Raw genomic sequence first — 25273 nt, 5'->3', positions numbered from 1 at the left:
ATTGAGCTTCGTTTTGGTGTGTTTAAATAAAATCACGATATGCTTTAGTTTCTTATAAAAAAACTACATTGGTTAACATGCTATTTGTTATTAAACGACTACTATTAAATTTGTTTGCATTTTATGTTTTTAATGATGGATTTTAGTAGGTGGGTATATGGGGTTGTTTGCAAATAGTAGTGAAAAACAAGCGCTAGAGCAGAGTATTATTGCGGTCATTACAATCGATACGAAAAATACGGTGACTTTTTTTAACCCCGCTGCAGAGAAACTGTGGGGTTATAGCCGTAAGGAAGTGATTGGGCAAAATGTGGCGATGCTTATACCTCATGAACTAAGAGCAAATCATGATGGGTATGTTCAACACCATAGAGACTCTGGCGATGATAAAATTGTCGGCAGTTCCCGAGAAGTACAACTACAAAGAAAAGACGGCGTAAGAGTTTGGGTGCAATTATCTTTATCTCAGGTGCTGGTGGGTAAACAGAAACATTACACGGCATTTGTTAGAGAAGTCACCAATGAACGACGTGAACAAGAGATAACAAGGCAAACGCTAGAACAAGCATTAGACGCAGTTGTCTGTATTGACTTAAAAAACTGTGTGACGTTATACAATAAAGCCGCTGAGAAACTTTGGGGTTATACGAAAGAGGAAGTGATTGGCAATAATGTTAAAATGCTTGTGCCTGCAGCAATACAATCCCAGCATGACGAATTAATTGATCGAAACCGCCGTACAGGTGTCGATAAAATTGTTGGCACTAGCCGAGAAATTAAAATCGAACGCAAAGATAAGCAGGTGGTCTGGGGGCAATTATCGCTATCAAAGATTGAGCTTGATGAAGGTACGTTGTACACAGCTTTTGTCAAAGACGTTACCGAAGAAGTTAAACAACGAGCTGAGCGAGAAATGTTGTCCTTGGTGGCAAATGAAACTGATAACGCCGTTATTATTACTAATGCTTCAGGTTTGATTGAATATGTTAACCAAGGGTTCGAACGTTTAACTGGCTATGAAATGGATGAAGTTCGTGGCAAAAAGCCAGGGACTATTTTACAAGGTCATGAAACTAATCCTGCAACAGTAGACAATATACGCCGCCATATTGCTAAAAAAGAGCCTTTTTACGATGAAATCCTTAACTACGCTAAGAGTGGTGATCCGTATTGGGTTTCTCTTTCAATTAACCCAGTATTTGATGATGAAGGAAACGTTAAAAACTTTATTTCCGTGCAAGCAAATATTACCCAAGTTAAGCAAATGGCGCTGGATTTTACACGCAAGCTAGATGCGATTAGTGAAGCGTTGGTAATGATTGAGCTTGATACGAAATTCTCCCTAATCAAAGCGAATACCCTGATAGAGAGCAAACTTCAAGGTCTCATGAAAGCCGCAGATTTTGGTTTGTATATCATGAACAGATTAACGGACAACCAGAAATCAGAGCTAAACAAAAAGGGTAGTTTAAGTTTACAGACGGATATAAAGAGTAATGGCGAGGTACTCAGTATCGATGCCAAATTATGTGTTTTGCGAAACTTTAAGGGTGAAGTAACCCAATATGTTTATTTTGGTATTGATATTACAGATCGCAAATTGACGGTTATCAAAACTCAAGAAGCAATGTCTGAAGTGGTTGCGGTGAGTAATAAAATCAGTGAGATGGTTAGCACCATCAACGGCATTTCTGAGCAAACTAACCTACTGGCTCTAAATGCGGCTATTGAAGCCGCGAGAGCAGGAGAGATGGGGCGAGGTTTTGCTGTCGTTGCTGACGAAGTGCGATCTCTGGCTGCTAACTCTAAGAATTCAAGTAATCAAATCGACGGTTTAGTGAGTGATACGCTCTCAAAAGTGGATGAGCTTGCTGAGCTACTGAAGAAGATAGACAACTAAGTTCTGAATGAAAAATCAAAAGTCAGGCTAACTTAGCTAGCCTGACTTTTTCTTTTTTCAAGGATTCTCAACTTAGTTAGCTTCAGCGCGATCAATCAAGGTGCCGAAGCGTTCTACTCTTCCCAGTTAAAATTATTCTATGCCTTGTCATTAGGGCTTGAGCATTACCTTGAAAGTGTAGGTCACCGTCAAAGAAACCATCGCCATTCAATAATTTTCGATAGGACGAACTTGGTTTTGCGCCAGTATGCGAGTTTTGATTTTATCAAATCTGTATGATGAACTTAATGATAATGGGTTTTATTACCATTATATTTATGTAAAACTATCAAAATTGATAGGATGTCATTAGTAAATTGTATTTATGGATAAAACAAATCGCCAACCAAACTCTTCTCTATTTAGGCAAGAAGTCTTACATGAGAAGCAGCGCTCTCATATGGGGCAAGTGCTTATTCATCAGCCTGCAAACTATGTATGGGTTGTACTCGTTGCAGTTTTGCTCGTTATTCTTGTAATAGCATTTGTACTCTTTGGTATTCATACTCAAAAGGTGAGGGCTCCGGGTATTCTAGTTCCAAGTCAGGGTGTGCTTAGAATTCTAGCTCCAGTACAGGGCCAAGTCGAAGAGGTGAAGGTCAGAGAAGGTCAGTTTGTTAACGCTGGTGATCCCTTATTCACAGTCACTGATGAGCGAGTTTCCAGTATCGGTGAATTACAAAACCTTTTAGCGGAAACGCTGGCACTGCGAGAGTCTTTAATAAAACAAGACAAAGAACAGGCCAAAGTCAGATTTGCTCGCCAGAAAAAATTATTCGCACTTCGCCTTTCTTCGATGGAATTGGAAAAATCGCAATTTGACGTTGAAATTGATTTGTTAGAGCGAAGAGAGGGGCTAGCAGAAAAGAGTCTTAACCGCTTGCGAGTCCTACATGATCAAAGGCATGTTGCTGAATTTGAATTACAAAATGCAGAAGCAGAGTTATTAGTTTTAGCTAGCCAGAAGCAATCTCTCATACGTAGCCAAAGTAGCTTAGAAAATAATCGTTTAGAGTTAATCGCTCAACGCCAAGATCAAGAAGAGCAATATCAACGTCAGATGACGGACGCTGAACAAAGATTGGCGTTATTACAGCAGGAAATAGCTGAGAACACTGTGCGCTCAAAGCAAATAATACAAGCGCCTTTTAGTGGAAAAGTAACAGGTTTAAATATTCAAGCAGGTCAGCAAGTCACGATCAATACTTTAATGGCTAGTCTAGTGCCCCAGAATAGTAAGCTACAAGCTGACCTATACATCACTCCCAGTCAAGTGGGTTTTATAGCCATTGATCAAAGTGTTTCGCTCCGTTACACAGCCTACCCATATCAGAAATTTGGCATGGCGCAAGGACGTATTATGAATATTGCCAGCAGTCCATATTCACTCCAAGAACTCCCCACACACATTGCTAGTATTCTGCAGAATACTGTAGTCACGCAAAATCAAGCGCAGAACTTTTATAAGGTTACTGTGGCGATAAACTCCCAGCATCATGGGTATTCTCAGCCTTTACTCCCAGGTATGCAGCTTGAAGCCGATATTAAGCAGGATACGCGCAGAATTTATGAATGGATACTCGATCCTATTTATTCAGTTGTACGAAAGATTTGAATTGAATCAGTGAGAAAATAATGAATTTAACAAGTCGGGAAAAGGAAGTTCTACAGATTTTAGCCGAGGGGAAAAGCAATAAAAAAATTGCTGCTGAGCTTAATATCAGTCATTTCACAGTGAGAGATCATATTTCCTCACTGCTTCGAAAGAAGCGGGTTTCATCTAGACAGCAGCTGGTATCAATTTATTACGGTGAATATTTTAAATAACGACGACTTTAAACCCCCTACATCTGTAGGATTTTATTTTAATTTTATGTCTGTAATAATACATTCTTTATGACTAGTGTTAGTGATATTTTTACGAAAATATAGTTTTTTATTTTGGAGTCACCTTTGGGAATTAAAAAAAATATTTTTTTTAAATCGGTTTTAAAGGTTTTATTAAGAATTATTTTTGTAGGTGTGATTAGTGGGGTCTTAGGAAGTCTCATTGTTGATTTTTTATAAATGTTTTCTTGATAGGGGGATAAATGAGAGAGCTTAATATAGCTGATTTAGAGTGTGTTGGCGGAGGTGTTGGTCCATTAGTTACGGTTCCTGTAAAAATGGCTGTAGGTGGTGTGTCGAGTGCTTTGGGTTATACCATAACTAATGCAATTCAAGGTCAAGAGATAACACAAAAAGGCCTTATTACATCTTTTTCAGTTGGGGCTTTGTCAGGAGGCGGGGCGAGTTCTCTTAGAACGTCTGTACTTTCTTCTACTGGTGGAGCGGTAGCTGGAAATGTTTTGGACTCTATGGATGGCTCGAATTATTGTTCTAGCGATGGTACAAGCTACTAAATATATGATGAATTCAATGCATTAAATTTTCTAAAGGTAGTGCGCTTTGAAAAATAAGTCATATGATCTTTTTATAATGGTTTTCAAGGTAATTCTTGGTGGTGTCGTCGGAGGTATCATTTTATCTTTTACTAGTTTCTTTGTTTTTTATTGTAGTGGCAGTTAAAGCAGTAGTAGCTGATGTCGATTATCTAACTAATAGTTAATTCAATTCAAGGTAATCAGCCAACAGTGCAAGGAGCTACGACAGCTGCAGTTGTTGGTGGAACTGCTGCTTTGGTAAGCCCCTTATCCCCCATATTCTTAGGACGACAGTGTTGTCTTCTATTGCTGGAGGGGCTGCAGGAAATGTAGCTGATGGCTCTGATTATTGTTCGGATGTTACAAAATATAATCAGTATGATTTTCTTATTGATCTTAAAAGGATTTTGATTTTGTTCGATACCTATAGGGATAAATTTTTTTCTAACCATATTTATAAAAAACCTTTCCTTTTTAAAAATATCGTATCTGATATTGATTTGTCTTGGAAAGATATTAGTGAAATGTATGAGAGGGCAGACGCATCTGATCCTAGCTTTAAACTAATGAATGGTCATGAGGTACCAAAATCAAAGTATTTAGAGTCCTATATTAATGTAGGAAGAGTGGAATATCGTTATATAAAACCTGTTATTTATGATTATATGAGAAATGGGGCAACTCTGGTTTATAATCGTATTCGAAATGAGCCCTTTATAAGCAATATTTCTCGGGAAATAGCTAATTTCGCTCAAGCGCAGGTCATTACCAGTGGTTATGCTGCATTCAGTGCTAAGCCCTCCTATCGTTGTCATTGGGATACGCGTGACGTCTTTGCGGTTCAGTTAAAAGGCCGTAAGCGTTGGATTTTAAAAGAACCAACCTTCAAACTCCCTTTGTACATGCAGCAAACGAAAGATATGCCAGATGCTGAGGAACCAGAAGAGGTTTATTTAGATGTTGTACTTGAAGAGGGCGATATTTTATATGTACCTCGAGGCTGGTGGCATAATCCTATTCCCATGGGAGAAGAAACGTTTCATTTAGCTGTTGGAACTTTTGCACCAACGGGTTTTGACTATATTAATTGGCTTATACGAAAAGCTCCTAATATTATCGATGGTCGTCATAATTTACATGGTTTTCAAGAAAGTAAGAAATTATTAGATCGATTCGGAAAAGAGTTTGCCTTATTAATGTCTGATGAATCGACTTATGAACAGTTTATGGAAGATTATATAGGGCAGCATCGAGTTGATTCGCCAATATCACTTGGTACTCTTGCCAATGGTAAGATAAGTCAACTGGAAATGACTCAAAGAATTAGACTTAATGTGAATTTACTCTATCCGTTTTCTAATAACTTTGTGATAGTGAATGGTAACAAAATAAACTTAGATGAGATTAGTCAGAAGCTTATTAACTATATAAATAAGCATCAGGCTTGTACCATCAGCGATGTTCTATCTGTATTCTCAAACTATCCTAGAAATAAACTTCACGAATTATTATTTCAACTTGCATTGAATGATGTACTAGAGTTGATTTCAGTTTCTGACAGTGTGGTCATTGGTTCGGAAGACAATAATGCTACCCTGAACATGGTTTGATAAAATGAAAGCTATTCTTCAATCAGAAAGCCATGAATGCGGACTTGCTTGTCTTGTTATGATTGCCAGTGCTTATGGCTCGTACTTAGATCTTCCAACCCTACGGCGACGCTTTTCTATCTCAGTTAAAGGTACCAGTCTTCCACAAATCCTTCATTATGCGCAGTCATTAGATTTTTCTAGTCGCCCAGTTCGGTTGGAATTAGATGAGTTGAAGCAACTTCGTCTGCCTTGCATCCTCCACTGGAGCTTGAATCATTTTGTTGTGCTAGAAAAGGTAGGGGCGCAGAAGGTGACGATTCTGGACCCTGCTGCGGGACGAAGAACATTAACAATGGACGAGGTCTCTCGTTGCTTTACTGGGGTTGCTCTAGAACTGACGCCAAATTCAAGATTCCAGTCTGCAGAAAAGAAGCCTCGTTTACGACTTCGCGAATTAACTGGACATGTTCTTGGTTTAAAACGGGCTCTGGTAAATATCCTTATGCTTGCTTTAGCTTTAGAAGTTGTTGCTCTGTTATCGCCACAAGTTATGCAATGGGTTGTTGATCATGCCTTGGTTTCGGCTGATTATGATTTATTGTTGTTAGTTGTCATCGGTGGTTGCCTTTTGTTGGTGATTGACTTTGTCTTGCGCATGGCAAGGGGATGGATGGGGCTCAGGCTAAACCAACAGCTGACGCTGCAATGGACCAGTAATTTCTTTCACCACTTATTGAGACTGCCTTGGTCTTTTTTTGAAAAACGGCATTTGGGTGATATTACGGCCCGCTTTCAATCCTTAGATGCTATTCGTGCCGTTATTACAAATGGTGCTGTGACTATCTTGCTTGATGCACTGGTTGCTTTGATCACGCTCACACTGATGACACTCTATAGTAAAATGTTGACTGTGATCGTTCTGACTGCGGTTGCGTTATATGTACTTCTTCGTTGGGCTTTTTATGTGCCCTTACGACATGCTATGGAAGAGCGTATCGTTTTAGCGACAAGAGAAAATGCGTATTTTTTAGAAACTATTCGTGCCGTCCAGCCTTTGAAACTCTTCAATTCAACACCCTTACGATTGGCTACCTGGCAAAACTTACTGACCGATGTGCAGAATCGAGATCTTAGAACCCAAAAAATGTTGTTGGTATTTGGTGGCTGCAATACGTTGATTTTTGGTTTAGAGGGAATGTTGCTTCTGTACGTCGGTGGAGTTGCGGTTTTAGGTAACACCCTAACGTTAGGGATGTTGTTGGCGTTCCTTGCTTACAAAAGTCAATTTACTACTCGCGCAAGCAAGCTGATCGATCTTGGAATTGAAATCAAAATGCTATCTTTACATGGAGAGCGCTTGGCTGATATTGCTCTTGAAACACCAGAGTCAGATATTGCAATCGAAACGGACCTTAGCAGGATAGAGCCACGTATCGAGTTTAAAAATGTATCTTTTCGATATGCTGATGGCGAGCGTTGGGTCATTAAAGATCTATCCTTCACAATTGAGGCTGGTGATGCGGTTGCCCTAGTCGGTCGTTCTGGCTGCGGCAAGTCTACTTTATTTAAGCTCATGTTAGGGCTGTTAGAACCAACCGAGGGTGATATTCGTATCGGTGGTATTTCGATTCGTCAGCTGGGACCAACGGCTTTAAGGAATATAGTTGGTGTGGTGATGCAAGATGATCAGCTCATGGCTGGTTCTCTTGCTGAAAATATAGCGTGTTTCGAGGCTGGCTCAACCCAAGAGCGTATCGAAACCGCTGCACAGCAAGCCAATATTCATAAAGCTATTATAAATATGCCAATGGGCTACCAAACGTTAGTCGCTGAAATGGGGAGTGGTTTATCTGGTGGACAAAAGCAGCGGCTTTTATTAGCAAGAGCGTTGTATAAGCAACCTAGTATTTTGGCATTGGATGAGGCGACCAGCCATTTAGATTTACATGGCGAACAGCATGTTGTGAGTAACTTACAGTCATTGTCCATGACACGAGTCGTTATTGCCCACCGTAGAGAAACGGTTGCCATGGTTTCTCGGATTATTCATCTCGAGCAAGGAAAGATAACAGAAGACATTCGTCTAGATGCGGACGAAGTTGCATAATAGCTAATAAGGATAAGCTAATGTTGCGGTATATAGTGTTTGTTTTATTCGTTTTTGTTTTTTCTCAAACAAAAGCCTCACCCGAGCTGATCAGAAGTTGGGATGGAATTTACGAGTACCGGTTAAAAAATGGCATGAGCATTTTGTTAGCCCCCGATTCTGATCAGAAAGTCATTCATGCCGACCTTGTGTATTTGACAGGCAGTTTAGCTGACCCTGAAGGCGCTTCTGGTACGGCGCATTTTCTTGAGCACATGATGTATAAGGGTACAACGCAGCGCACAGGGCCGCAGCTTCTGGCGGGTTTGCAAGAGCAAGGCATTCAGTTCAATGCAACGACCAGTTTTGATCGAACTCGCTATTCCGCTAGATTAAATGCAGATTATAGAAAGTTGGATTTTCTGTTAGAGCTGGAAGCAGAGCGTATGTCGGCTCCCGTTTTTTCAGAATCTGATATGAATGTCGAAGTAGAGGTTATTCGTCAAGAGATTGCTAAAGCAAAAAATGATGCGGTAGCCATGTTTAGTCAGCAGTTGCTAGCAGAGGCATGGAGTGGAAAAGGATACGGACGTTCTGTTCTTGGCAGCTATGATGAATTACAAAGTGTTAAGCTGCAAGACCTGCGTCAATTTCATACCAACTATTACCATCCTAATAATGCTGTGCTTGTGTTAACAGGTGGTTTTGACTTAGATCAAGCCCTTTCATCCGTGCATGATCGATTCGCGAAAATTAAGCCTTCTGCTCATGCTATCCACAGCATCAAATATATTCCTTCGAAAAATACAGAAAGTACTATTCACGTTCAGCAGGGAGGGCTGAATATATTGGCTTTGAGTTATGAGTTACCACCTAGTCAGGATGAGCGTAATACCGCATTGGTTGCACTTGCCGAAATGTTAGCAGGTGAACCTCATGGACGGCTTTATCAATCACTTGTTGTCCCAGGAAAAGCCCAATCTGTTTTTGTCATTCCCCAATTTTTTCGGCAAGGAGGGCAAGTGATAATTGGGGCAGTATTAGGGCAAGGGCAATCGCCGCAGGTTATTCAGCAAGAGCTTATCGCTCAAATAGAACGGCTACGAGAGCAACCAATACCGATGGAGGAATTAGCGCGTATTCAGACGATGAGACGCCCTCTTAAAAACTTGATCTTAAATGATGCTGCCAGCTTATCGGACGTACTGTCTGAAGCCGCTGCACAGGGGAATTGGTTGCTCAACTTTCAGCGCCATGATCAAGTTGAGAAACTCACACCTGTACAATTACAAGTTCACGTTGAGACTCTATTGGCTGATAAAAAGCCTGTTGTGGGTTATTTGCTAGCGCTGCAGGAAGTGAATAGTGTTTCAGATAATACTAAAGAGCCGCTAAGTAGTGACAGAAGTGCAACATCAACAAAGAGGTATTTAGGGGGAGCTGCTGGTGAAAAAGCAGCGATAGAGTTAGATATGCCAGATGTTGAGGAGTTCAATGCTTATATTAGAACAATAGAAAGTAGTATTCTGCGTGATAACCTGAGCAATGGCATGAAAGTGGCGTTACGTCCCTTACCAGACAGTAAAGACCTGATTAGAGGGCATCTTAATCTACGTTTTGGTAACCCAGACACTCTGAAAGGAACCCAAGCTGTATCAGACCTTGTTGGCACTTTGCTGATCAGAGGAACACATAAGCGCAGCTATCAAGAACTGATAGATAGAGTGAATCAATTGGGCGCAGGTTTTCATGTTATGCCTAAGCGCGGAATGTTAAGTGTTCGCTTTGCTAGTCCATCTGGTAAGGTAACAGAGGTGCTAGGCTTGATCGCTGAGGTGTTAAAAGTTCCTGCTTTTACTGAGAGAGAGTTTGATCTGGTTAAAAGGCAGCAAATGCAAGCCTTAATGACTCCGGTTACTCAGCCTGTAGATATTGTAAATAGAGCGTTGCGACGCTATACGGAACAACACTATTCGCAACAGGATGTTAGACGCCACCTAGAGCCAAAGGAGATGCTGCAGCAGCTTGAAAAGGTAACTCGAGAAACGGTACAACAATTTCATAGAGACTATTATGGTGCCCAGCATGGGGAGGTGGCGATTAGTGGAAATTTTGATTCTGAGCAAATAAAAGAAGCACTAGAGGTACTGTTTGGCAACTGGATGAGTCGATCAACCTACGAGCCAATAGTCATAATGCATAATAATCATATGCCTATTCGTCAGTCACTCAAGTCGAGCTCGAACTCTGGTTACTACAATGGGCGTATTTACTTTGCAGCAAATAGTAAGTCGGTAGAAGGTGCAGAGCTTTTTATTATCGAGCATGTGCTCGGTCGACATCCACTAACGTCTCGTGTGAGTAGACGATTGCGTGAGCAAGAACAACTTTCCTATGACATTCGCTCATCGATACGTGTACCAACTCAAGGCGACTATGCTTTTGTGAGTATCCGAGGAGACTTTTCCGCTGGGCAAGGTATGCGGTTAGCCGATGCTGTTAAAGAGGAAGTTGCTCGAATAGCGGACTTTGGTATCTCTCAATATGAGTTGGATCTAGCCAAATCAACGATACTGGATAGTCGCCGTCAAACCTTAAATAATGAAATTAAGGTTCTTGATCTATTATCAAAACAACTGGCTGAAGGGACGACAATGGAATCTTGGATTGACCGCAACAATGAATACGCAGGCGTGACTTTAGACGGAGTCAATGAAGTAGCTAGTCGTTATTTTAAAGTGGATGAAATGGTAGAGATTTTGGCTGTGCCGAAGTAAGGTTAACGTTTAAACGCATTTCCAGCATGAGAGTCATACATTACTTTCATGCTGGCTAATATTACTTTAAAGACGGCCTCTCTCAAGTATTCTCAACTTAGCTTCAGCGCGATCAATTAAGGTGCCGAAACGTTCCATTTCATCGACGAAGTGGTCGAATTCAATTTTGCTAGGTAGCAGTTGGCTATCGGTTTGTAGATGCTGAACTAGTTGCATTCTGGCATTGGTGGTGAATTCTTTGCTCCAAGACCACTGAGCGCGAAGCAAGCGTGCTAGGGTTGCTGCTGGTAAGTCGCCGATGTGATCTGCTAGCAATCCTTCCCAATCGAATTCGAAGTTTTCCATTACTTTGTGAAGTGTCATCAAGGCTTGAGCATTACCCTGTATGCGTAGGTCGCCATCAAAGAAACCATCGCCTTCTAGCAGTTTTCTGTAGGCTGCACTCGGGCCTTTAACAAGGGTATCTAGTCGTGGGTCGAGCTCGATTTCATCCAAACTTTCTGGGCGGTCTAGCATCACTCCCTGTTCGAGGATATGAATTTGCAAAATAAAAGCGAAGTCTTCTATATAAAGAAAAACTTGTTGTCCTGCTAATTTGCTTAGACGTTCTTGGGACGGTGTGTCTTGTTTAAGGGCGAGGTTGATCGCATTTTCAATGGCGCTGAGTGCCGATAAACTGAGTGAGCCCATAAAATATCTTCCCAATAGTGGCTTGAATACGGTTAAAACTAAAGCTGGTGGATTTGAATCACTGAAGTGTCACGCGTCTGACCTTCTTTTTCAAGGCGGTCTAGGTACATTTGCCACAGCTCATCATGATTTTTGCCAATGTTGTAGAGATACTCCCAAGTATAGAGACCAGTATCGTGCCCGTCATCAAAGGAAATTTTTAGAGCATAATTGCCTGCGCCTTCGATGTTATTAATAGCCACGTGTTTTTTGCCATATTGCAGAATGGGCATTTGTAACCCATGCCCACGAACTTCGGCTGAAGGTGAATGCACTCGCAGATATTCAGCACTAAGGCGAAAGCTCTGCCCATCCGCAAAGGTGATGGCCAATTCACGGGATTGCTTATGATAGTTAATCGACGTTGGCGCAGGTGTTGCCATGGTTTTGTCCTATAAAGCCCCTTAACGGGGCTGTTTTTCAAGAAGAACTTGTCTTTTTAGAAAGATGATTCAATTACAGTATGTATTGGCTCAAATCTTCATTTTTAACAATCTCACCAAGCTGCTCATCAACGTATGCCGCGGTAATATCGACAACTTGATCATCAGGCATGTCGCTGGCGGAATAAGAGACTTCTTCAAGCAAGCGTTCAAGCACCGTATGCAAGCGGCGAGCACCGATGTTTTCTGTACGCTCGTTTACTTGAAAGGCGATCTCAGCAATACGATGAATCCCTTCTTCAGTGAAGTTCAAATTGATATTTTCTGTTTTTGCCAGTGCCACATATTGTTTCGTTAGAGAGGCGCTTGGCTCGACCAAAATACGTTTGAAATCGTTGACTGTAAGCGCATCTAGCTCAACACGAATCGGTAGACGGCCTTGTAGCTCAGGAATCAGATCTGAAGGCTTTGATAAGTGGAAAGCACCAGACGCGATAAATAGGATATGATCGGTTTTTATCATGCCGTATTTGGTGCTGACAGTACAACCTTCGACTAATGGTAATAAGTCACGTTGTACGCCTTCACGTGATACTTCACCACCAGAACGTTCTGAACTTTTGGCAACTTTGTCGATTTCATCTAAGAAGACGATACCATTTTGCTCCACAGCTTCGACTGCGCGGGCTTTCAATTCTTCTTCGTTAACCAGTTTTGCCGCTTCTTCATCACGAACCTGACGCAAAGCTTCTTTTACTTTCATTTTGCGCTTTTTGGTTTTTTGCGAGCCAAAATTAGAGAACAGGTTTTGCAATTGGCTGGTCATTTCTTCCATGCCTGGTGGGGTCATGATTTCGACGCCCATTGGCGCATCGGCCACGTCAATGTCGATTTCTTTATCGTCTAGTTGGCCTTCGCGTAATTTCTTACGGAAGGTTTGACGTGTGCTGTTGTCTTCTAATTCTGGGTCGCCGCCACGGGCTGGTGGCAATAGCACATCAAGAATGCGGTCTTCTGCGGCGTCTTCGGCTTTGTGACGCAACTTGGCTGTTTCTTGTTCGCGCAGCATTTTAATTGCCATTTCAACTAGATCACGAATAATGGATTCTACATCGCGACCCACATAACCCACTTCGGTGAACTTAGTGGCTTCGATTTTAATGAAAGGCGCATTGGCCAGCTTCGCTAAGCGACGAGCAATTTCGGTTTTACCAACCCCTGTTGGTCCTATCATTAGAATGTTTTTAGGGGTGACTTCTGTTCGCATCTCTTCTGGAAGTTGCATGCGACGCCAGCGATTGCGCAGCGCGATAGCAACAGCGCGCTTGGCTTTTTGTTGGCCAATAATGTGGTTGTCTAAGGCGTTAACCGTCTCTCTTGGGGTCATGCTGCTCATTATCAATTCTCTTCTCTATTCTTGAATTATGTTGACTATGTCGCTTTGTTAGCAGACATCCTAGGCGGATTTGTCTTCAAGCTGTGGGTCTATTGTAATTTCTTCGATGGTTAGACTGTGGTTGGTAAAGACACAGATGTCCGCAGCAATGTTAAGGCTTTTCTCGACGATGTCTTTGGCGCTTAACTCTGTGTTGTCAATTAAAGCGCGCGCAGCGGCTTCTGCGTAATTGCCACCAGAACCAATGGCTAATGCACCGTGTTGTGGCTCGACTACATCGCCAGTCCCTGTGATGATTAGGGTGCTTTCTTTATTGGCGACGATGAGCATGGCTTCTAATTTGCGTAGTGCACGGTCTGATCGCCAGTCTTTAGCAAGATCGACGGCAGCACGAACAAGGTGGCCTTGGTGTTTTTCAAGTTGGCCTTCAAAGCGCTCGAATAGGGTAAAAGCATCCGCTGTACCGCCAGCGAATCCAGCGATGACTTCACCATGGTATAAGCGGCGCACTTTACGTGCGTTGCCTTTCATCACAGTGTTGCCTAAAGATACTTGTCCATCGCCGCCTACGACGACTTGGTTGCCTTTACGTACAGTTAGAATCGTTGTCATGGGTCTACTCCAGTTTCGATTCTAATAAAGTGGGGGCGAGCAGAAGGATTTCAAGCAAGGATTGCATACAGAATCTGTTTCCATTTTCTGTATGCAATCTATACGAGATGGAGAGGAACGTTATTGTTCTTTTTTGACCTTGTAAGAATAGGGTGCGATGTCCATTGAAACGAGCTTGTCTTCGGCGCGATTCATTTTGGAGCGCGATTCATAAGGGCCTAATACCACGCGGTACCAAGGTTGTTCATCTTGCCCTATGGTTTTACGTATGCTGCTTTCGACAAGTCCAGATAGGATGAGTTGTGCTCGCATGCGATCAGCGTCTTCAGGGTTTCTGAAAGAAGCCGCTTGCAGCATGTAATAAAAGTCTTGCTCGCCACGAGGTGTTGATTGATAAGCGTCTACATGACTGGTATCAACTTTACTGTCTTGCAGTATTTGGTAGAACTCGAAGGTGTCTTTCTTCGGAACAACCTTGATAGGCTCTTCTTTCGCCGGTGTAGGCTTAGGTTTAGGCGCTACTTTCGTTTTCTCTACTGGTACAGAGACCGTTTTTGGCGCGACTTGGTTAAGTTGCATTAGACCATAAATAAATGCGACAAGGATGGCGGGTACTAGTAGCCATAACCACCACGCTGTTTTGCGTTTTTGTGGGGGAGGCGTTCGACGAGTCGCCCCTTTTTTGGGACGGCTGCCTTTTGCTGCAATTTGAATGGGGCTAAACATAATTTGGGCTTTTTGCTATGTGTAAATAGGGTGCTGAATCGATTGCGCACATTATGCGTGCAAGATCAGTAAGTTTCCAGTGGATCTACATCAATTGCAAAACGAATTCTATGCTGTCGAGTCGACAGCTCTAGCCAATCGCTGATCATTTGGGTCGCTTGATGCAAAGGTGCTCGGTTAGCCGCTTTAATCGAGATCAGTGCTCGGTGTTGCCCAGCCTTACGAACAATGATGGCTGCATAAGGCCCAACCAAATAAACTTCTTTTGCGAAGTGGGGTTCAAGGTCATTTCTCATAGCGGATAATAGCTGCATAGCTTCTTGTTCATTACCCGATTCGGCTCGCACTATAACTTGGTGATAAAAGGGTGGAAGCGCAAGCGATTTTCGCTCTGCCAAGCCGTCTATAGCAAAATGCTCATAGCCAAGATTGCACAAAGATTCGATCGCGGCATGGTCTGGGTGATACGTCTGTAGCAAAACGTGCCCAGGTTTTTTGGCGCGACCAGCACGCCCTGCGACTTGGGTAATAAGCTGAGCTGTTCGCTCCATACCCCGAAAATCAGACGAAAATAATCCCGCATCAGCATCCATGATGATCACCAAAGTGACGTTGGGAAAGTGATGACCTTTGGCTAGCATCTGTGTACCGATGAGAATCGCTTGGTCATGTTCATGAATTTTTTGGGTGAGCTTCGCCATGGCCGATTTACGCTGAGTGCTGTCGCGGTCAATACGTAAAATGGGCACGTCTTTAAAAAGCGTGCTGAGCTGAGTTTCAATTTGCTCTGTGCCTTCGCCAACAGTAAACAGTTCTTCTGATTGGCACTCTGGGCAAGTATGGAGAAGTGCTTTTTGCGTGTCACAATGATGGCAATGTAGCTTATTCGCGCGTTTGTGCACGGTGAGATTAACATCACAATGATCGCATGCCGCGATCCAGCCACATTGGTGGCACATTAATGTGGGCGCGTAACCTCGACGGTTTAAAAAGACTAGGACTTGTTCTTTGCGTTCTAAGCATAATTTCATGCTGGCAAGCGCTTGTTCGCTGAAACCATGAACGAGGCTTTTCCCTCGCAGGTCGACTCTCTCCATTTCTGGAATGTGTGCATTGCCTGCTCGTTGACGCAGTTTTAACCAAGCAAAACGTTTTTGCAGTGCATTGGTTAGGCTTTCATATGATGGCGTGGCGGAGGCCAGTAGTACGGGAACATTTAGTGTTTGAGCCCGCTTTATCGCAAGGTCCCGAGCATGGTAGCGAAAGCCCTCGTGTTGTTTGTAAGAGGTATCATGCTCTTCATCGATAACGATCATGCCAAGGTTGGGGGCGGGAATAAAAGCGGCAGAGCGTGTGCCTATAATGATTTTTGCATGGCCGCTGGCAGCTAATAACCAAGCGTCTAAGCGCTCTCTATCGCTCATGTTGGAATGCATTAAGACGATGTCAGTGTTAAACCGAATTTCAAAGCGCTTTAGGGTTTGTGGGGTTAGACCGATTTCTGGCACCATCACCAGCACTTGTTTACCTTCTTCAATCAGGCGCTCCATAACGCGCAAAAAAACTTCTGTTTTGCCGCTGCCCGTCACGCCATCCAGTAAAGAGACATTGAACTGATGGCGATAATCTAATAGATGTTCAGTTGCTCTCATTTGCTCTGGGTTAAGCGTTGGTGGAACCTGAGTTTGGTGTGCGTGCTTTTCTCCGCCTTTGTTGAAGGAGCGAGGTTCGCGTCGTAATAAGCCTTTTTCTTCTAAACTTTTTCCTGCCGCCGGAGCAAGGTCTAATACTGACGCCGCATGTTGGCTTAGGCCGTTTGGGTGCTGTTGCACTGCTTTTAGAAAATCTTGCTGACGGGGCGCTCTACTTAGCTGTTCAAGATCGAGAGATTGTCCTTGTGGTGTGGTGAACCACCAATTTTCCGTGCGAAACTCTGCGTTTTCACCTTTACGAAGTAGGACTGGCAAGGCATGAAATATCACATCGCCAATTGGGTGGTGATAGTATCGTGCAGCCCATTCACACAGTGCCATTAACTCAGCCGTAATGACCGGACTTTCATCTTGGAGAGAGGTTAGCGGCTTAACTTGTTCAGGATCCCAGTCACAAGTGTCGCTAAGGGCTACGATAACACCAAGACGGCTGCTTTTACCGAAGGGAACTTTCACGCGCATGCCTGGCTTTAACTCATGCCTCAGCGCTATCGCTTTGGGTACTTTATAGTCAAAGAGTGTCCGCATTGGCACGGGCAAAGCGACTTTAATGTATGGGGGAAGTGTAAGAAGCGCTTCAGACATGCGTTAGATTGAACCTTTTAGTAGAGCAAAAATGACAGTTCTTAATGATTTAGATAAGTGTACGTCAGAGTGGTGACTAAGGGCGAGTCACAATTTTATAAGAAAAGCGTTATAAAAAGGTTGCTGATTGGATCATAGATCCCTAAAATACGCCGTTCTTGGATCCACTGTACAATGTCTGTACAACGAAACGTGCGGTGCTTGGCGAGGCGATAGCCCATTTATATATCGATCAAGTGGCGGCACACCAAACTTTAAGGTAACTACGATGAAAAAAGATATCCACCCAGCTTACTCTGCGCTTACTGCAACTTGTACTTGTGGTAACACTTTGAGCTTGAACTCAACACACGGTCAAGACATGCACATCGACGTATGTAGCAAATGTCACCCTTTCTACACAGGCCAGCAAAAAATGTTGGACACTGGTGGTCGTGTTGATCGCTTCAACAAGCGTTTCGGAGCGCGTCGTACTACTAAGTAATTGGTGGAATGACTGTGATCCCTTTAAAAAAGCGCCAAGTTCTCTTGGCGCTTTTTTTGTTTTTGTCCTTTGTGGTTCAAGCAGAGGCGCTTTGTGTCGCGAATGGTCCGCTTGAAAAAGCCAAGATAAAACGCATTGTCGATGGCGATACAATCCATCTTGTTGATGGCCGAAAAGTCCGGCTGGTGGGAATCGATACTCCCGAACTCGATCACAAAAAAGGCAATCATGAGCCTTTTGCGGTTGAGGCAACAGAGTTTGTCCGCTCTCGTCTCGACCAATTTGTTTATATTCAAACGGCAAAAGTCGACAAAGATAGATATGGTCGTAATTTGTACTATCTTTTCGATAAAGATCGTATTTCGTTGACAAGTCAGCTACTATCCGAAGGCCTTGGTTATCGTATTGCAATCCCTCCAAACTTAGCTTATCAGGCTTGTTTTGAGGCATCTGAAAACATAGCTCGCAAAGCACATAAGAAATTATGGCAGCAATCTTTGCAGTGGCAGCCAAAAGCTGGTTTTGCAATTTCTCGTGTTAACATCACCTCAATTACTAAGAACCGAGGGGGTTGGTGGCTAGAAACCGATCAGGATCTAGTAATCAATTTGCCACCTAGTGTTATCGACTATTGGCCAGCTCAAGAAATATTTTATCTTGAGGGGCGAGAGATAGAAGTACGTGGTTGGCAGCATCGAAGGAAAAGTCGACATTCAGACTTTAAATCTTGGGTACTTTCGGTAAGGCACCCTAATGATTTGCTTGAGGTGAAAGACTCTGTCAGTCCTTGATTAATAGGATATTCCTATGGTCTTACGCTTTAAAGTATTAGATATATCGATTATTCTGACGACACAAAATTATAAGGTGCCACTTTCGAAGCTTTTGTAGGCTTGGGAACAAGGCCCAATTTGGCTATGATAAAACTAATGAATTACACCAAATAGACGGAAACATAATAATGGCAGAAGACATAAAACAAGCTGCACTGGACTACCATGAGTACCCAGTTCCAGGAAAATTGAGCGTTACTATTACTAAGCCAACAGCAACGGCTCGTGATCTTTCTCTTGCATACAGCCCAGGTGTGGCTGAGCCTTGTCGTGAAATTGCAAAAGATCCAGAGAATGCATATCGCTATACTGGAAAAGGCAATTTAGTCGCTGTTATTTCTGATGGTTCAGCGATTCTTGGTTTAGGTAACCTAGGTCCATTGGCGAGCAAGCCAGTTATGGAAGGTAAAGGTTTATTGTTTAAACGCTTCGCTGGCATTAATTCTGTTGATGTGGAAGTTGAATCTGAAAGCCCACAAGCCTTTATTGATACCGTTGCTCGTATTGCGAACACATACGGCGGTATTAACCTAGAAGACATCAAAGCACCTGAGTGTTTTGAAATTGAACGTCAATTGATCGAACGTTGTTCTATCCCAGTGTTCCATGATGACCAACACGGCACAGCGATCGTTACGGCAGCAGGCCTTTTGAATGCGCTTGAGCTTCAAGGCAAAGACATTGCTGAGGCTAAAATTGTTTGCTTAGGTGCTGGTGCGGCGGCAACGGCTTGTATGAAACTGATCATCGCTTGTGGTGCGCAACGTGAGAATATCTTCGTTCTAGACCGTAACGGTGTTATCCATTCTGGTCGTACAGACTTGAACCAGTTTAAAGCAATGTTTGCGATTGATACTGATAAGCGCACGCTTGATGATGCTATTGATGGTGCTGATGTATTCATCGGCGTATCTGGTCCAGATCTATTGTCTGCTGATCAGCTTGCTAAAATGGCGGCTAACCCAATCGTTTTTGCTTGTTCAAACCCAGATCCAGAAATCAATCCAGAGCTTGCTCGTGCAACTCGTGACGATTTGATTATGGCAACAGGCCGCTCTGATTATCCAAACCAAGTGAATAACGTGCTAGGTTTCCCTTTCATTTTCCGTGGTGCTTTAGACGTTCGTGCGACTAAGATCAATGAAGAAATGAAGATTGCTGCGGTTCACGCACTTAAAGATCTTGCGAAAGAAGAAGCGCCAGCGGATGTTGTTGCAGCATACGGCGGCGGTGCATTGACGTTTGGTAAAGAGTACATTTTGCCAAAACCAATGGACTCTCGTTTGCTTAACGTAGTGTCTGCAGCGGTTGCACGCGCAGCGGTTGATTCTGGTGTGGCAATGCTTCCATACCCAGATTTCTACCCACTAGAGAACCTTGATCACTTCGGTGCTTAATCGAATCGTGATCTGCTAAAAAGGCGACTCCCTAATAAGGAGTCGCCTTTTTTATGGCTGTGATTTTCGATGAACAAGCAGCAATAGCTTGGATAGTGTTGGAGGCCATAAAAAATGCCAGCATAAAGCTGGCATTTTCATATCTTACCAAGGTGTATTAGAACAAATTCTCTAATACGTTATTTTCTCGTTTCTCTTCTTGTGCTTCGTTGTCATTACTAGAGTTATTGGATTGTGGTAAATCCAGCTCTCTTTGTGCTGGCACGTGGTCTCTTCTAAATATTTCGAAAATGGCATTAGACTGCCCAGGCAGTGCTCGTTCGCCTGTGTTCGGGTCGATTCTGACGGTAACCAAAGAAGACGGTTTTGCAACATAGGAAGGCTCTGTGCCTTTCAGTGCTTCGCGCATGTAATCAATCCAAGGCGGCAGCGACACAGAGCCACCCCATTCACCGCGACCTAGCGGAGATGAGTTGTCAAAGCCACTCCATACGGAGGTGACTAATTCGCCATTAAAGCCAGAGAACCAAGCGTCGCGTCCATCGTTAGTGGTACCTGTTTTGCCGGCAATATCATCTCGTTGGAGCACACGAGCACGTCGCCCTGTACCGTATTTGATGACATCTCTCATCATGTCATAAGTGATGTAGTTCACTTCTGGGTCAAGCACTTGCGGTGCGACTGGTAAGCTCTTAATGCCTTCAGGAGTGCTAAACAGCCCCATCTGCTGTTCGTCATCATTGGTTTTTTCCAGCATAGTACAGGTTTTACAAACGGTGACTGGGCTTGCTTGGAAAAGCGTTTCATTGTTGCGGTCTATCACTCTATCAATAAGGTAAGGCTGTACTTGGTAGCCACCATTGGAAAACACGGCATAACCTGTTGCGATCTGTAGTGGCGATAGGTTGGCACTGCCCAATGATAATGACAGGTTATGTGGTAGCTCATTTGGATCAAAGCCAAAGCGTCTTAAGAAATTAAGAGTAGGCCGAACGCCCAGCTCATCCAATAGACGAACAGAGACGATGTTTTGTGAGCGATACAGTGCTTGGCGTAAACGTGTCGGCCCATAGAATTTGCCGCCGTCGTTGGTTGGACGCCAAGCGGATGCCAAGTTTGAGTCATTAAATACAACAGGCGCATCGTTGATAATGCTGGCTGCTGTGTAGCCTCTATCTAATGCGCTGGCATAAATAAAGGGTTTAAAGTTGGAACCAGGTTGGCGCTTAGACTGAGTGATACGGTTGAACTTGTTTTCATAAAAATTAAAGCCACCGACAAGTGCTTGAATTGCGCCATCTTTACTGTTCAAAGAAATTAATGCGCTTTGAACGGTTGGCTTTTGGGCCAATATCCAGCCAAGTTGGGCGTCTGGTCGCAGGCGCACAATATCACCGGGAACTAAGACATCAGCGACGGTCGTTGGCGCTGGACCCTGTGAATCTTCATTGATATAAGGTTTCGCCCATTTTATTGCATCCCACGCTAGCGTGGCGCGTTTACCATCTGCTAGTCGAACGTCGGCTGTCTTGTTGTCGGTGCTAATAACCAGAGCGGTTTGCCAATTATAAAAGCGCTCTATGTCTTGTAAGGCTTTTTCTTGTTCTTCGAGCGGTGCTTCAACCAGGTCCACTCGGGTATCAATGGAGCCTCGGTAGCCATGACGAGTGTCGTAGCTTAAAACCCCATTAAAAATAGCGCTGTTAGCGGCTTTTTGGCGAGTCGAATCGATGGTTGTATAGACGGTCATTCCCGTGCTGTAAAGGTCATCGCCGAAGGTGCTGTATAGTTCTGCTCGAACCATTTCTGCAATGTAACCTGCTTCAATGTCTGGCATGACGCCGTGGTTCTTAGCGGTAATAGGTGCTTCAACGGCTTCTTGGTAGGCATCTTTATCAATCATGCCTAGGGACAACATGCGTTGTAGAATCCAGTTGCGGCGGATCAAGGCGCGAGAAGGGTTTACGATAGGGTTAAAGCGAGAAGGTGCCTTTGGTAGGCCCGCTATCATTGCTAGTTGCGCAAGATTCAGCTCGTTGAGATTCTTACCATAATAGACCTGAGCTGCGGCTTCGAAGCCATAAGCTCGATTACCTAAGTAGATTTTATTCACATAAAGTTCAAGGATTTCATGCTTAGTGAGCTCTCGCTCCATTTTTAAGGCAATAAAGATTTCTGTGAATTTACGAGTGTAGGTCTGTTCAAACGAAAGGAAATAGTTACGTGCCACCTGCATGGTAATGGTACTGCCACCACCTTGCTTTTGTCCGGTAGTAATAAGCTGCATCACGGCTCGTCCTAGGCCAAGAATGTCTACCCCCGGGTGATGATAAAAGTTGGTGTCTTCTGCGGCTAAAATGGCGTGTTCTAAATTGGTTGGAATCTCTGCGTAATTAATCGGCGAGCGGCGTTGTTCTCCGAATTCACCAATTAGTTGGTTGTCAGCAGTATAGATGCGCAGCGGTATTCTTAGTTCTATGGCTTTAAGCTCATCGACTGTGGGAATGCGGTCTTTAACGTTGTAGTAAATGGCATAAGTGATGCCGACAGCGCAAAGGGCCCCAAAAAGACCGAGAAAGAAGAGAATTTTAAGTGTCTTGGCCATATGAATCTAATCAATACTGAGTGAAAAAAAGCCATTATACCTAAGATTATCCTAGAATAGGCGCTTAACTTTGCATCAAATCGTGTTATCTTGGTAAAAATTTGGCACGGATGTCAAATGAAGCTTTGTATTGAATAACCTATAATTTCAAGGATGAATGATGCGGTTGGTTCCTAGCTATGCTGTTGCTGTTTATACGGCTGAGCAGTGTACGTTTTATGATTCTTGTAAAGCGGCAGAATTAGTCGCATTACAATCGATTGATCAGGACAGCTCTGCGCCTGATACTCTTCAATTATCTGCAATACATCAAACTTTACCTCTTGAATCGTTATCTCAACATGTTCCTGTGCTGGTTTTAGTGCCCGATGCTTGGCTTACTGTTTCTCGATCTCAGGTAGACCACTTAATTCCTGTCTCGTTGTTGCCTTTGGCTGCGCTGAGTTATGCGACGGAAATTACTTTTTTGCCACCTGAGGCGGTGCAGTTCAATTATTCGCAGGTTTCCTTGTCGGATAAACGTTCAGAGTTAACTGTGTTTGCTTGTTCGAGTGAATGGGTCGAGCAGCTTTGTCGCCCTTTTCATGGCGTGGCAAAAAACTGTGTGATTATGCCGTTTAGTCAATGGCAGAGGATGAAGCCGTCATCACGATCGTGGTCACGCTGCAAAAAGCAGGCTTTGTCTACTTATCAGCCAGAAAAGGTGAAAAGCCAAAAAACACGCGTATTGTTAAGCTACTTGTTGGCGTTGAGTTTGCTCGTTCAAGGAGGGGCACTTGGGTATCTTTTTTCTCTGCATAAACAAACGGAAGATGCATTCTTAGCCCGTCAGGAAATATCGGAATTACAAGCCTCTTGGAAAGCGGTTCGGATCGAAAATGATTTCACTCAGTCAGTCCTGAGTGCAGTACAAGCGTTTCCTAGAAGGGTTCAGCTGTTGGCAGTGAGAAGTGACGGTGTGAAGGCTGAGATTCGAATGACGTTGCCTGAGTCTGATTTAGATACCATTTTCATTGGCTGGCAGCATCAATTCCCGCAATGGCTCTGGGAAGTAAACCAAACCTCACAATCCGCTGTTTCTATGCACAATAATGCGGAGGTATTGGATGTCTCTATTTCCATTTTTTCCGGTTAGCAAAGGCTCTTTGTTACGCGTCAATCTCTTGTTTGTGCTGTTGTTGGTTATGTTGCAGTTGGCGGTTTGGTATCCCTTTCTTTCTGCTGCTCAGAATAACGCAGACCAGCAATTTAAGCTGAAACAAGGCGCACAGCGTTCGTGGAGTGCCATACAACGACAAAGTCGCGCGTTGGCAAGGGTTCAATTGACGGATCACCCTTGGTTGCAGCACCAAATAATCGATACCGCGCAAAATATGGCCTCCGCGTGGGAAGTCAAAGGCACAGCGTCTCTGCCGCAATGGCAAGCGGCATTAGAGCAAATTGAGGAGCGATTTGCCTTAACCTTGTTATCAGTGTCATGGCAAAAAGAGAACAACGGGCAGTGGCAAGGAAAAATGCACTTTTCGATTCAGGCTCCAAAAATGAACCGTGAGTACCACAATTGGTTACCAGCGCGCATTTTGATCGAGCGTTTCAATCAAAGGGATTGGCAGCTGCTGTCGACGATGCGCACGTCAGAAAATACCTCTGCCTTGGTTCAATATAAAAATCATCGCTACTGGGTACAAGAAGGGAGTTGGTTGCCTTCGGCGGGATTGTCAGTTGGGGCAGTATCGTTAGATCAAGTTACTTTAATCGCAAACGATAGCTCCTTACAGACCTTGGTGATACGCCAAAAGGGAGAAGCTGATGATTAGTGTATATTTGCGGGTTTTGGTTGTTTTTTCTGTGATCAGCGCACGCTCTGTTTATGCAATGGATGTGTATTTTGAATCTCGCCCCTTGCAAGAGGTACTACCTTGGCTCGCGGCACAAATGAATGAGAGCGTGGTCATAAGCCAAGAAATAGACGATGTATTAACCTTATCTATAAAAGATGCAAGTTGGAAAGAGGTGATGGAGGCGGTTGCTCAACCGCCGCATTTGCGTCTCGAATGGCAAGGATCTGTCGCTGTATTAATGCCAAATGTTATTAAGGATGAGTCAGAGAGCAAGGAAGCGAAAGCCATTTGTCAACGTGCTTACTGGGTATTAAAGCACGCCAAGGCGGAAGTTGTTGGTGTGCACTTACAAACATTGTATCCGTCACTTTCTTTAATTGTTGATAGTCGTACGAATTCGATTGTTGCTTCTTCGTGTGAATCATTTGAAGGTGTTCGTGAGACATTGGTGTGGTTAGATGCACCGCTCCGACAGATAGAAATCAGTGCGCAAATTGCTCAGGTGAGCCGTACCGCGCAATCTCAGTTTGGTGTTAACTGGCAAGCCAAGTTGTCTGACGGTGTTCGATCTTCAATGGGCGGTGCGGTGGATTTGGGGGCTCTTACACCGTCAACCAGTTTAAGTTTTGCCAATGCTGGTGGCTCTGGATTGTTGGCTTTCACATTGGAGATGATGGAAGGGGAAGGTTTGGCTAATGTGGTGTCCAAACCTAAAATCGTCACATCTGAAGGTCAGGCGGCTCGAATTGAGTCGGGGACAGAAGTGCCTTATCAAACCGTAAATGATGACAAAGTGAGTATCGAATTTCGCCAAGCAGCGCTGATGTTGGAAGTGACGCCCTTTGTAAAAGAGGGAGGCAATATTTTGTTGTCGCTTAATATTCATCAAGACTCTGTGGGTGACCTAGTGAATGGTGTTCCTAGCTTGAAAACCAATCGTTTAAAAACGCAGGTGGTCGTGAAAAACCAAGAAACGCTTGTTTTAGGGGGGATTTTTCGCGAAGAACGCTTTGAATCAGAGAGCCGAGTACCTTTCTTTAGTGCGATTCCATTGTTGGGCGAGCTGTTTAAAAGACGATCAGAACAGCAAGAAAAGGTTGAATTACTTGTATTTATTACGCCAAAGCTGCTACAAATGTCAGTTAACTAGGCC

General features: G+C 43.6%; 20 protein-coding genes. 13 read left to right on the top strand and 7 right to left on the bottom strand.

Annotation, left to right across the window (positions count from 1 at the left end):
- The first annotated feature begins 157 nt into the window (after window positions 1-157).
- From C1X04_RS18820 to C1X04_RS17030, 7 genes are all read left to right on the top strand, one after another.
- Window positions 158-1900 (top strand): PAS domain S-box protein, encoded by a 1743-nt coding sequence (locus C1X04_RS18820; RefSeq protein ID WP_110576869.1) that lies wholly within the window; start codon window positions 158-160, stop codon window positions 1898-1900.
- 364 nt (window positions 1901-2264) lie between these two features.
- The gene (locus C1X04_RS17055) at window positions 2265-3554 is read left to right on the top strand and encodes an HlyD family secretion protein (RefSeq protein ID WP_137170566.1); all 1290 of its coding nucleotides are present in this window, start codon (window positions 2265-2267) and stop codon (window positions 3552-3554) included.
- Between the two features lie 20 nt (window positions 3555-3574).
- Window positions 3575-3766: a response regulator transcription factor gene (locus C1X04_RS18905; protein ID WP_110576867.1), complete on the top strand. Its 192-nt coding sequence runs from the start codon at window positions 3575-3577 to the stop codon at window positions 3764-3766.
- 263 nt (window positions 3767-4029) lie between these two features.
- Entirely contained in the window at window positions 4030-4341 is a 312-nt protein-coding gene (locus C1X04_RS17045; RefSeq protein WP_110576866.1) for a hypothetical protein, read from the top strand.
- A 317-nt stretch (window positions 4342-4658) separates the two neighbouring features.
- Window positions 4659-5972, top strand: a complete 1314-nt coding sequence (locus C1X04_RS17040; protein ID WP_217494980.1) for a cupin domain-containing protein — start codon at window positions 4659-4661, stop codon at window positions 5970-5972.
- A gap of 4 nt (window positions 5973-5976) precedes the next feature.
- Complete coding sequence (locus C1X04_RS17035; RefSeq protein WP_137170565.1) at window positions 5977-8061, top strand: peptidase domain-containing ABC transporter; 2085 nt, start codon at window positions 5977-5979, stop codon at window positions 8059-8061.
- Between the two features lie 134 nt (window positions 8062-8195).
- The gene (locus tag C1X04_RS17030; RefSeq protein WP_175404970.1) at window positions 8196-10817 is read left to right on the top strand and encodes a pitrilysin family protein; all 2622 of its coding nucleotides are present in this window, start codon (window positions 8196-8198) and stop codon (window positions 10815-10817) included.
- A gap of 66 nt (window positions 10818-10883) precedes the next feature.
- On the opposite strand, the gene C1X04_RS17025 is transcribed toward C1X04_RS17030, so the two are convergent.
- The 6 genes from C1X04_RS17025 to C1X04_RS17000 form a co-directional block, all read right to left on the bottom strand.
- On the bottom strand, window positions 10884-11507 hold the full coding sequence (locus C1X04_RS17025) for an SCP2 domain-containing protein (protein WP_137170563.1): 624 nt from the start codon (window positions 11505-11507) through the stop codon (window positions 10884-10886).
- Window positions 11508-11545: 38 nt separating this feature from the next.
- Window positions 11546-11929, bottom strand: a complete 384-nt coding sequence (locus tag C1X04_RS17020) for a gamma-butyrobetaine hydroxylase-like domain-containing protein (protein WP_110576862.1) — start codon at window positions 11927-11929, stop codon at window positions 11546-11548.
- 73 nt (window positions 11930-12002) lie between these two features.
- Window positions 12003-13325 carry an ATP-dependent protease ATPase subunit HslU gene (hslU, locus tag C1X04_RS17015; RefSeq protein WP_137170562.1) on the bottom strand — a complete coding sequence of 441 codons (1323 nt, stop codon included), beginning with the start codon at window positions 13323-13325 and terminating at the stop codon, window positions 12003-12005.
- A gap of 60 nt (window positions 13326-13385) precedes the next feature.
- On the bottom strand, window positions 13386-13937 hold the full coding sequence (hslV, locus tag C1X04_RS17010) for an ATP-dependent protease subunit HslV (RefSeq protein ID WP_110576860.1): 552 nt from the start codon (window positions 13935-13937) through the stop codon (window positions 13386-13388).
- Between the two features lie 120 nt (window positions 13938-14057).
- A complete protein-coding gene (locus C1X04_RS17005; RefSeq protein WP_137170561.1) occupies window positions 14058-14663 on the bottom strand; it encodes an SPOR domain-containing protein in 606 nt (201 codons plus the stop codon).
- A 65-nt stretch (window positions 14664-14728) separates the two neighbouring features.
- Window positions 14729-16960 (bottom strand): primosomal protein N', encoded by a 2232-nt coding sequence (locus tag C1X04_RS17000; protein ID WP_110576858.1) that lies wholly within the window; start codon window positions 16958-16960, stop codon window positions 14729-14731.
- 268 nt (window positions 16961-17228) lie between these two features.
- On the opposite strand from C1X04_RS17000, the gene rpmE reads away from it, so the two are divergent.
- The 3 genes from rpmE (at window position 17229) to C1X04_RS16985 (ending at window position 19674) form a co-directional block, all read left to right on the top strand.
- Window positions 17229-17444 (top strand): 50S ribosomal protein L31, encoded by a 216-nt coding sequence (gene rpmE, locus C1X04_RS16995; protein ID WP_110576857.1) that lies wholly within the window; start codon window positions 17229-17231, stop codon window positions 17442-17444.
- A gap of 8 nt (window positions 17445-17452) precedes the next feature.
- Window positions 17453-18235 (top strand): thermonuclease family protein, encoded by a 783-nt coding sequence (locus C1X04_RS16990; protein WP_110576856.1) that lies wholly within the window; start codon window positions 17453-17455, stop codon window positions 18233-18235.
- Between the two features lie 170 nt (window positions 18236-18405).
- A complete protein-coding gene (locus C1X04_RS16985; RefSeq protein ID WP_110576855.1) occupies window positions 18406-19674 on the top strand; it encodes a malic enzyme-like NAD(P)-binding protein in 1269 nt (422 codons plus the stop codon).
- A 157-nt stretch (window positions 19675-19831) separates the two neighbouring features.
- Here C1X04_RS16985 and C1X04_RS16980 read toward each other — a convergent pair whose 3' ends face one another.
- The gene (locus tag C1X04_RS16980; protein WP_137170560.1) at window positions 19832-22279 is read right to left on the bottom strand and encodes a penicillin-binding protein 1A; all 2448 of its coding nucleotides are present in this window, start codon (window positions 22277-22279) and stop codon (window positions 19832-19834) included.
- Window positions 22280-22439: 160 nt separating this feature from the next.
- Here C1X04_RS16980 and C1X04_RS16975 point away from each other — a divergent pair, with 160 nt between their 5' ends.
- Genes C1X04_RS16975 through C1X04_RS16965 form a run of 3 tightly spaced genes read left to right on the top strand, consistent with a single transcriptional unit; the run spans window position 22440 to window position 25270 of the window.
- Window positions 22440-23414: a hypothetical protein gene (locus C1X04_RS16975; protein WP_137170559.1), complete on the top strand. Its 975-nt coding sequence runs from the start codon at window positions 22440-22442 to the stop codon at window positions 23412-23414.
- Complete coding sequence (locus tag C1X04_RS16970; RefSeq protein ID WP_137170558.1) at window positions 23386-24096, top strand: hypothetical protein; 711 nt, start codon at window positions 23386-23388, stop codon at window positions 24094-24096. Before C1X04_RS16975 ends, C1X04_RS16970 begins: the two co-directional genes overlap by 29 nt.
- The gene (locus tag C1X04_RS16965) at window positions 24089-25270 is read left to right on the top strand and encodes a type II and III secretion system protein (protein ID WP_137170557.1); all 1182 of its coding nucleotides are present in this window, start codon (window positions 24089-24091) and stop codon (window positions 25268-25270) included. The genes C1X04_RS16970 and C1X04_RS16965 overlap by 8 nt, the downstream gene beginning before the upstream one ends.
- Window positions 25271-25273 lie beyond the last annotated feature (3 nt).

It is taken from the genome of Marinomonas sp. FW-1 (assembly GCF_005222245.1).
In the GTDB taxonomy this organism is placed as follows: Bacteria; Pseudomonadota; Gammaproteobacteria; order Pseudomonadales; family Marinomonadaceae; genus Marinomonas; species Marinomonas alcarazii.
The sequence above is the reverse complement of the archived record's forward strand: the minus strand, read 5'-3'. Positions and strand labels throughout refer to the sequence as shown.

Coding starts and splice junctions, on each gene's coding strand:
- C1X04_RS16990 (WP_110576856.1), top strand. CDS start 17,453: ATGACTGTGATCCCTTTAAAAAAGCGCCAAGTTCTCTTGGCGCTTTTT.
- C1X04_RS17045 (WP_110576866.1), top strand. CDS start 4,030: ATGAGAGAGCTTAATATAGCTGATTTAGAGTGTGTTGGCGGAGGTGTT.
- C1X04_RS16975 (WP_137170559.1), top strand. CDS start 22,440: ATGCGGTTGGTTCCTAGCTATGCTGTTGCTGTTTATACGGCTGAGCAG.
- C1X04_RS17005 (WP_137170561.1), bottom strand. CDS start 14,663: ATGTTTAGCCCCATTCAAATTGCAGCAAAAGGCAGCCGTCCCAAAAAA.
- C1X04_RS17020 (WP_110576862.1), bottom strand. CDS start 11,929: ATGGCAACACCTGCGCCAACGTCGATTAACTATCATAAGCAATCCCGT.
- C1X04_RS16965 (WP_137170557.1), top strand. CDS start 24,089: ATGATTAGTGTATATTTGCGGGTTTTGGTTGTTTTTTCTGTGATCAGC.
- hslU (WP_137170562.1), bottom strand. CDS start 13,325: ATGAGCAGCATGACCCCAAGAGAGACGGTTAACGCCTTAGACAACCAC.
- hslV (WP_110576860.1), bottom strand. CDS start 13,937: ATGACAACGATTCTAACTGTACGTAAAGGCAACCAAGTCGTCGTAGGC.
- C1X04_RS17025 (WP_137170563.1), bottom strand. CDS start 11,507: ATGGGCTCACTCAGTTTATCGGCACTCAGCGCCATTGAAAATGCGATC.
- C1X04_RS18820 (WP_110576869.1), top strand. CDS start 158: ATGGGGTTGTTTGCAAATAGTAGTGAAAAACAAGCGCTAGAGCAGAGT.
- C1X04_RS17055 (WP_137170566.1), top strand. CDS start 2,265: ATGGATAAAACAAATCGCCAACCAAACTCTTCTCTATTTAGGCAAGAA.
- C1X04_RS16985 (WP_110576855.1), top strand. CDS start 18,406: ATGGCAGAAGACATAAAACAAGCTGCACTGGACTACCATGAGTACCCA.
- C1X04_RS17000 (WP_110576858.1), bottom strand. CDS start 16,960: ATGTCTGAAGCGCTTCTTACACTTCCCCCATACATTAAAGTCGCTTTG.
- C1X04_RS18905 (WP_110576867.1), top strand. CDS start 3,575: ATGAATTTAACAAGTCGGGAAAAGGAAGTTCTACAGATTTTAGCCGAG.
- rpmE (WP_110576857.1), top strand. CDS start 17,229: ATGAAAAAAGATATCCACCCAGCTTACTCTGCGCTTACTGCAACTTGT.
- C1X04_RS16980 (WP_137170560.1), bottom strand. CDS start 22,279: ATGGCCAAGACACTTAAAATTCTCTTCTTTCTCGGTCTTTTTGGGGCC.
- C1X04_RS17035 (WP_137170565.1), top strand. CDS start 5,977: ATGAAAGCTATTCTTCAATCAGAAAGCCATGAATGCGGACTTGCTTGT.
- C1X04_RS16970 (WP_137170558.1), top strand. CDS start 23,386: ATGTCTCTATTTCCATTTTTTCCGGTTAGCAAAGGCTCTTTGTTACGC.
- C1X04_RS17030 (WP_175404970.1), top strand. CDS start 8,196: ATGAGCATTTTGTTAGCCCCCGATTCTGATCAGAAAGTCATTCATGCC.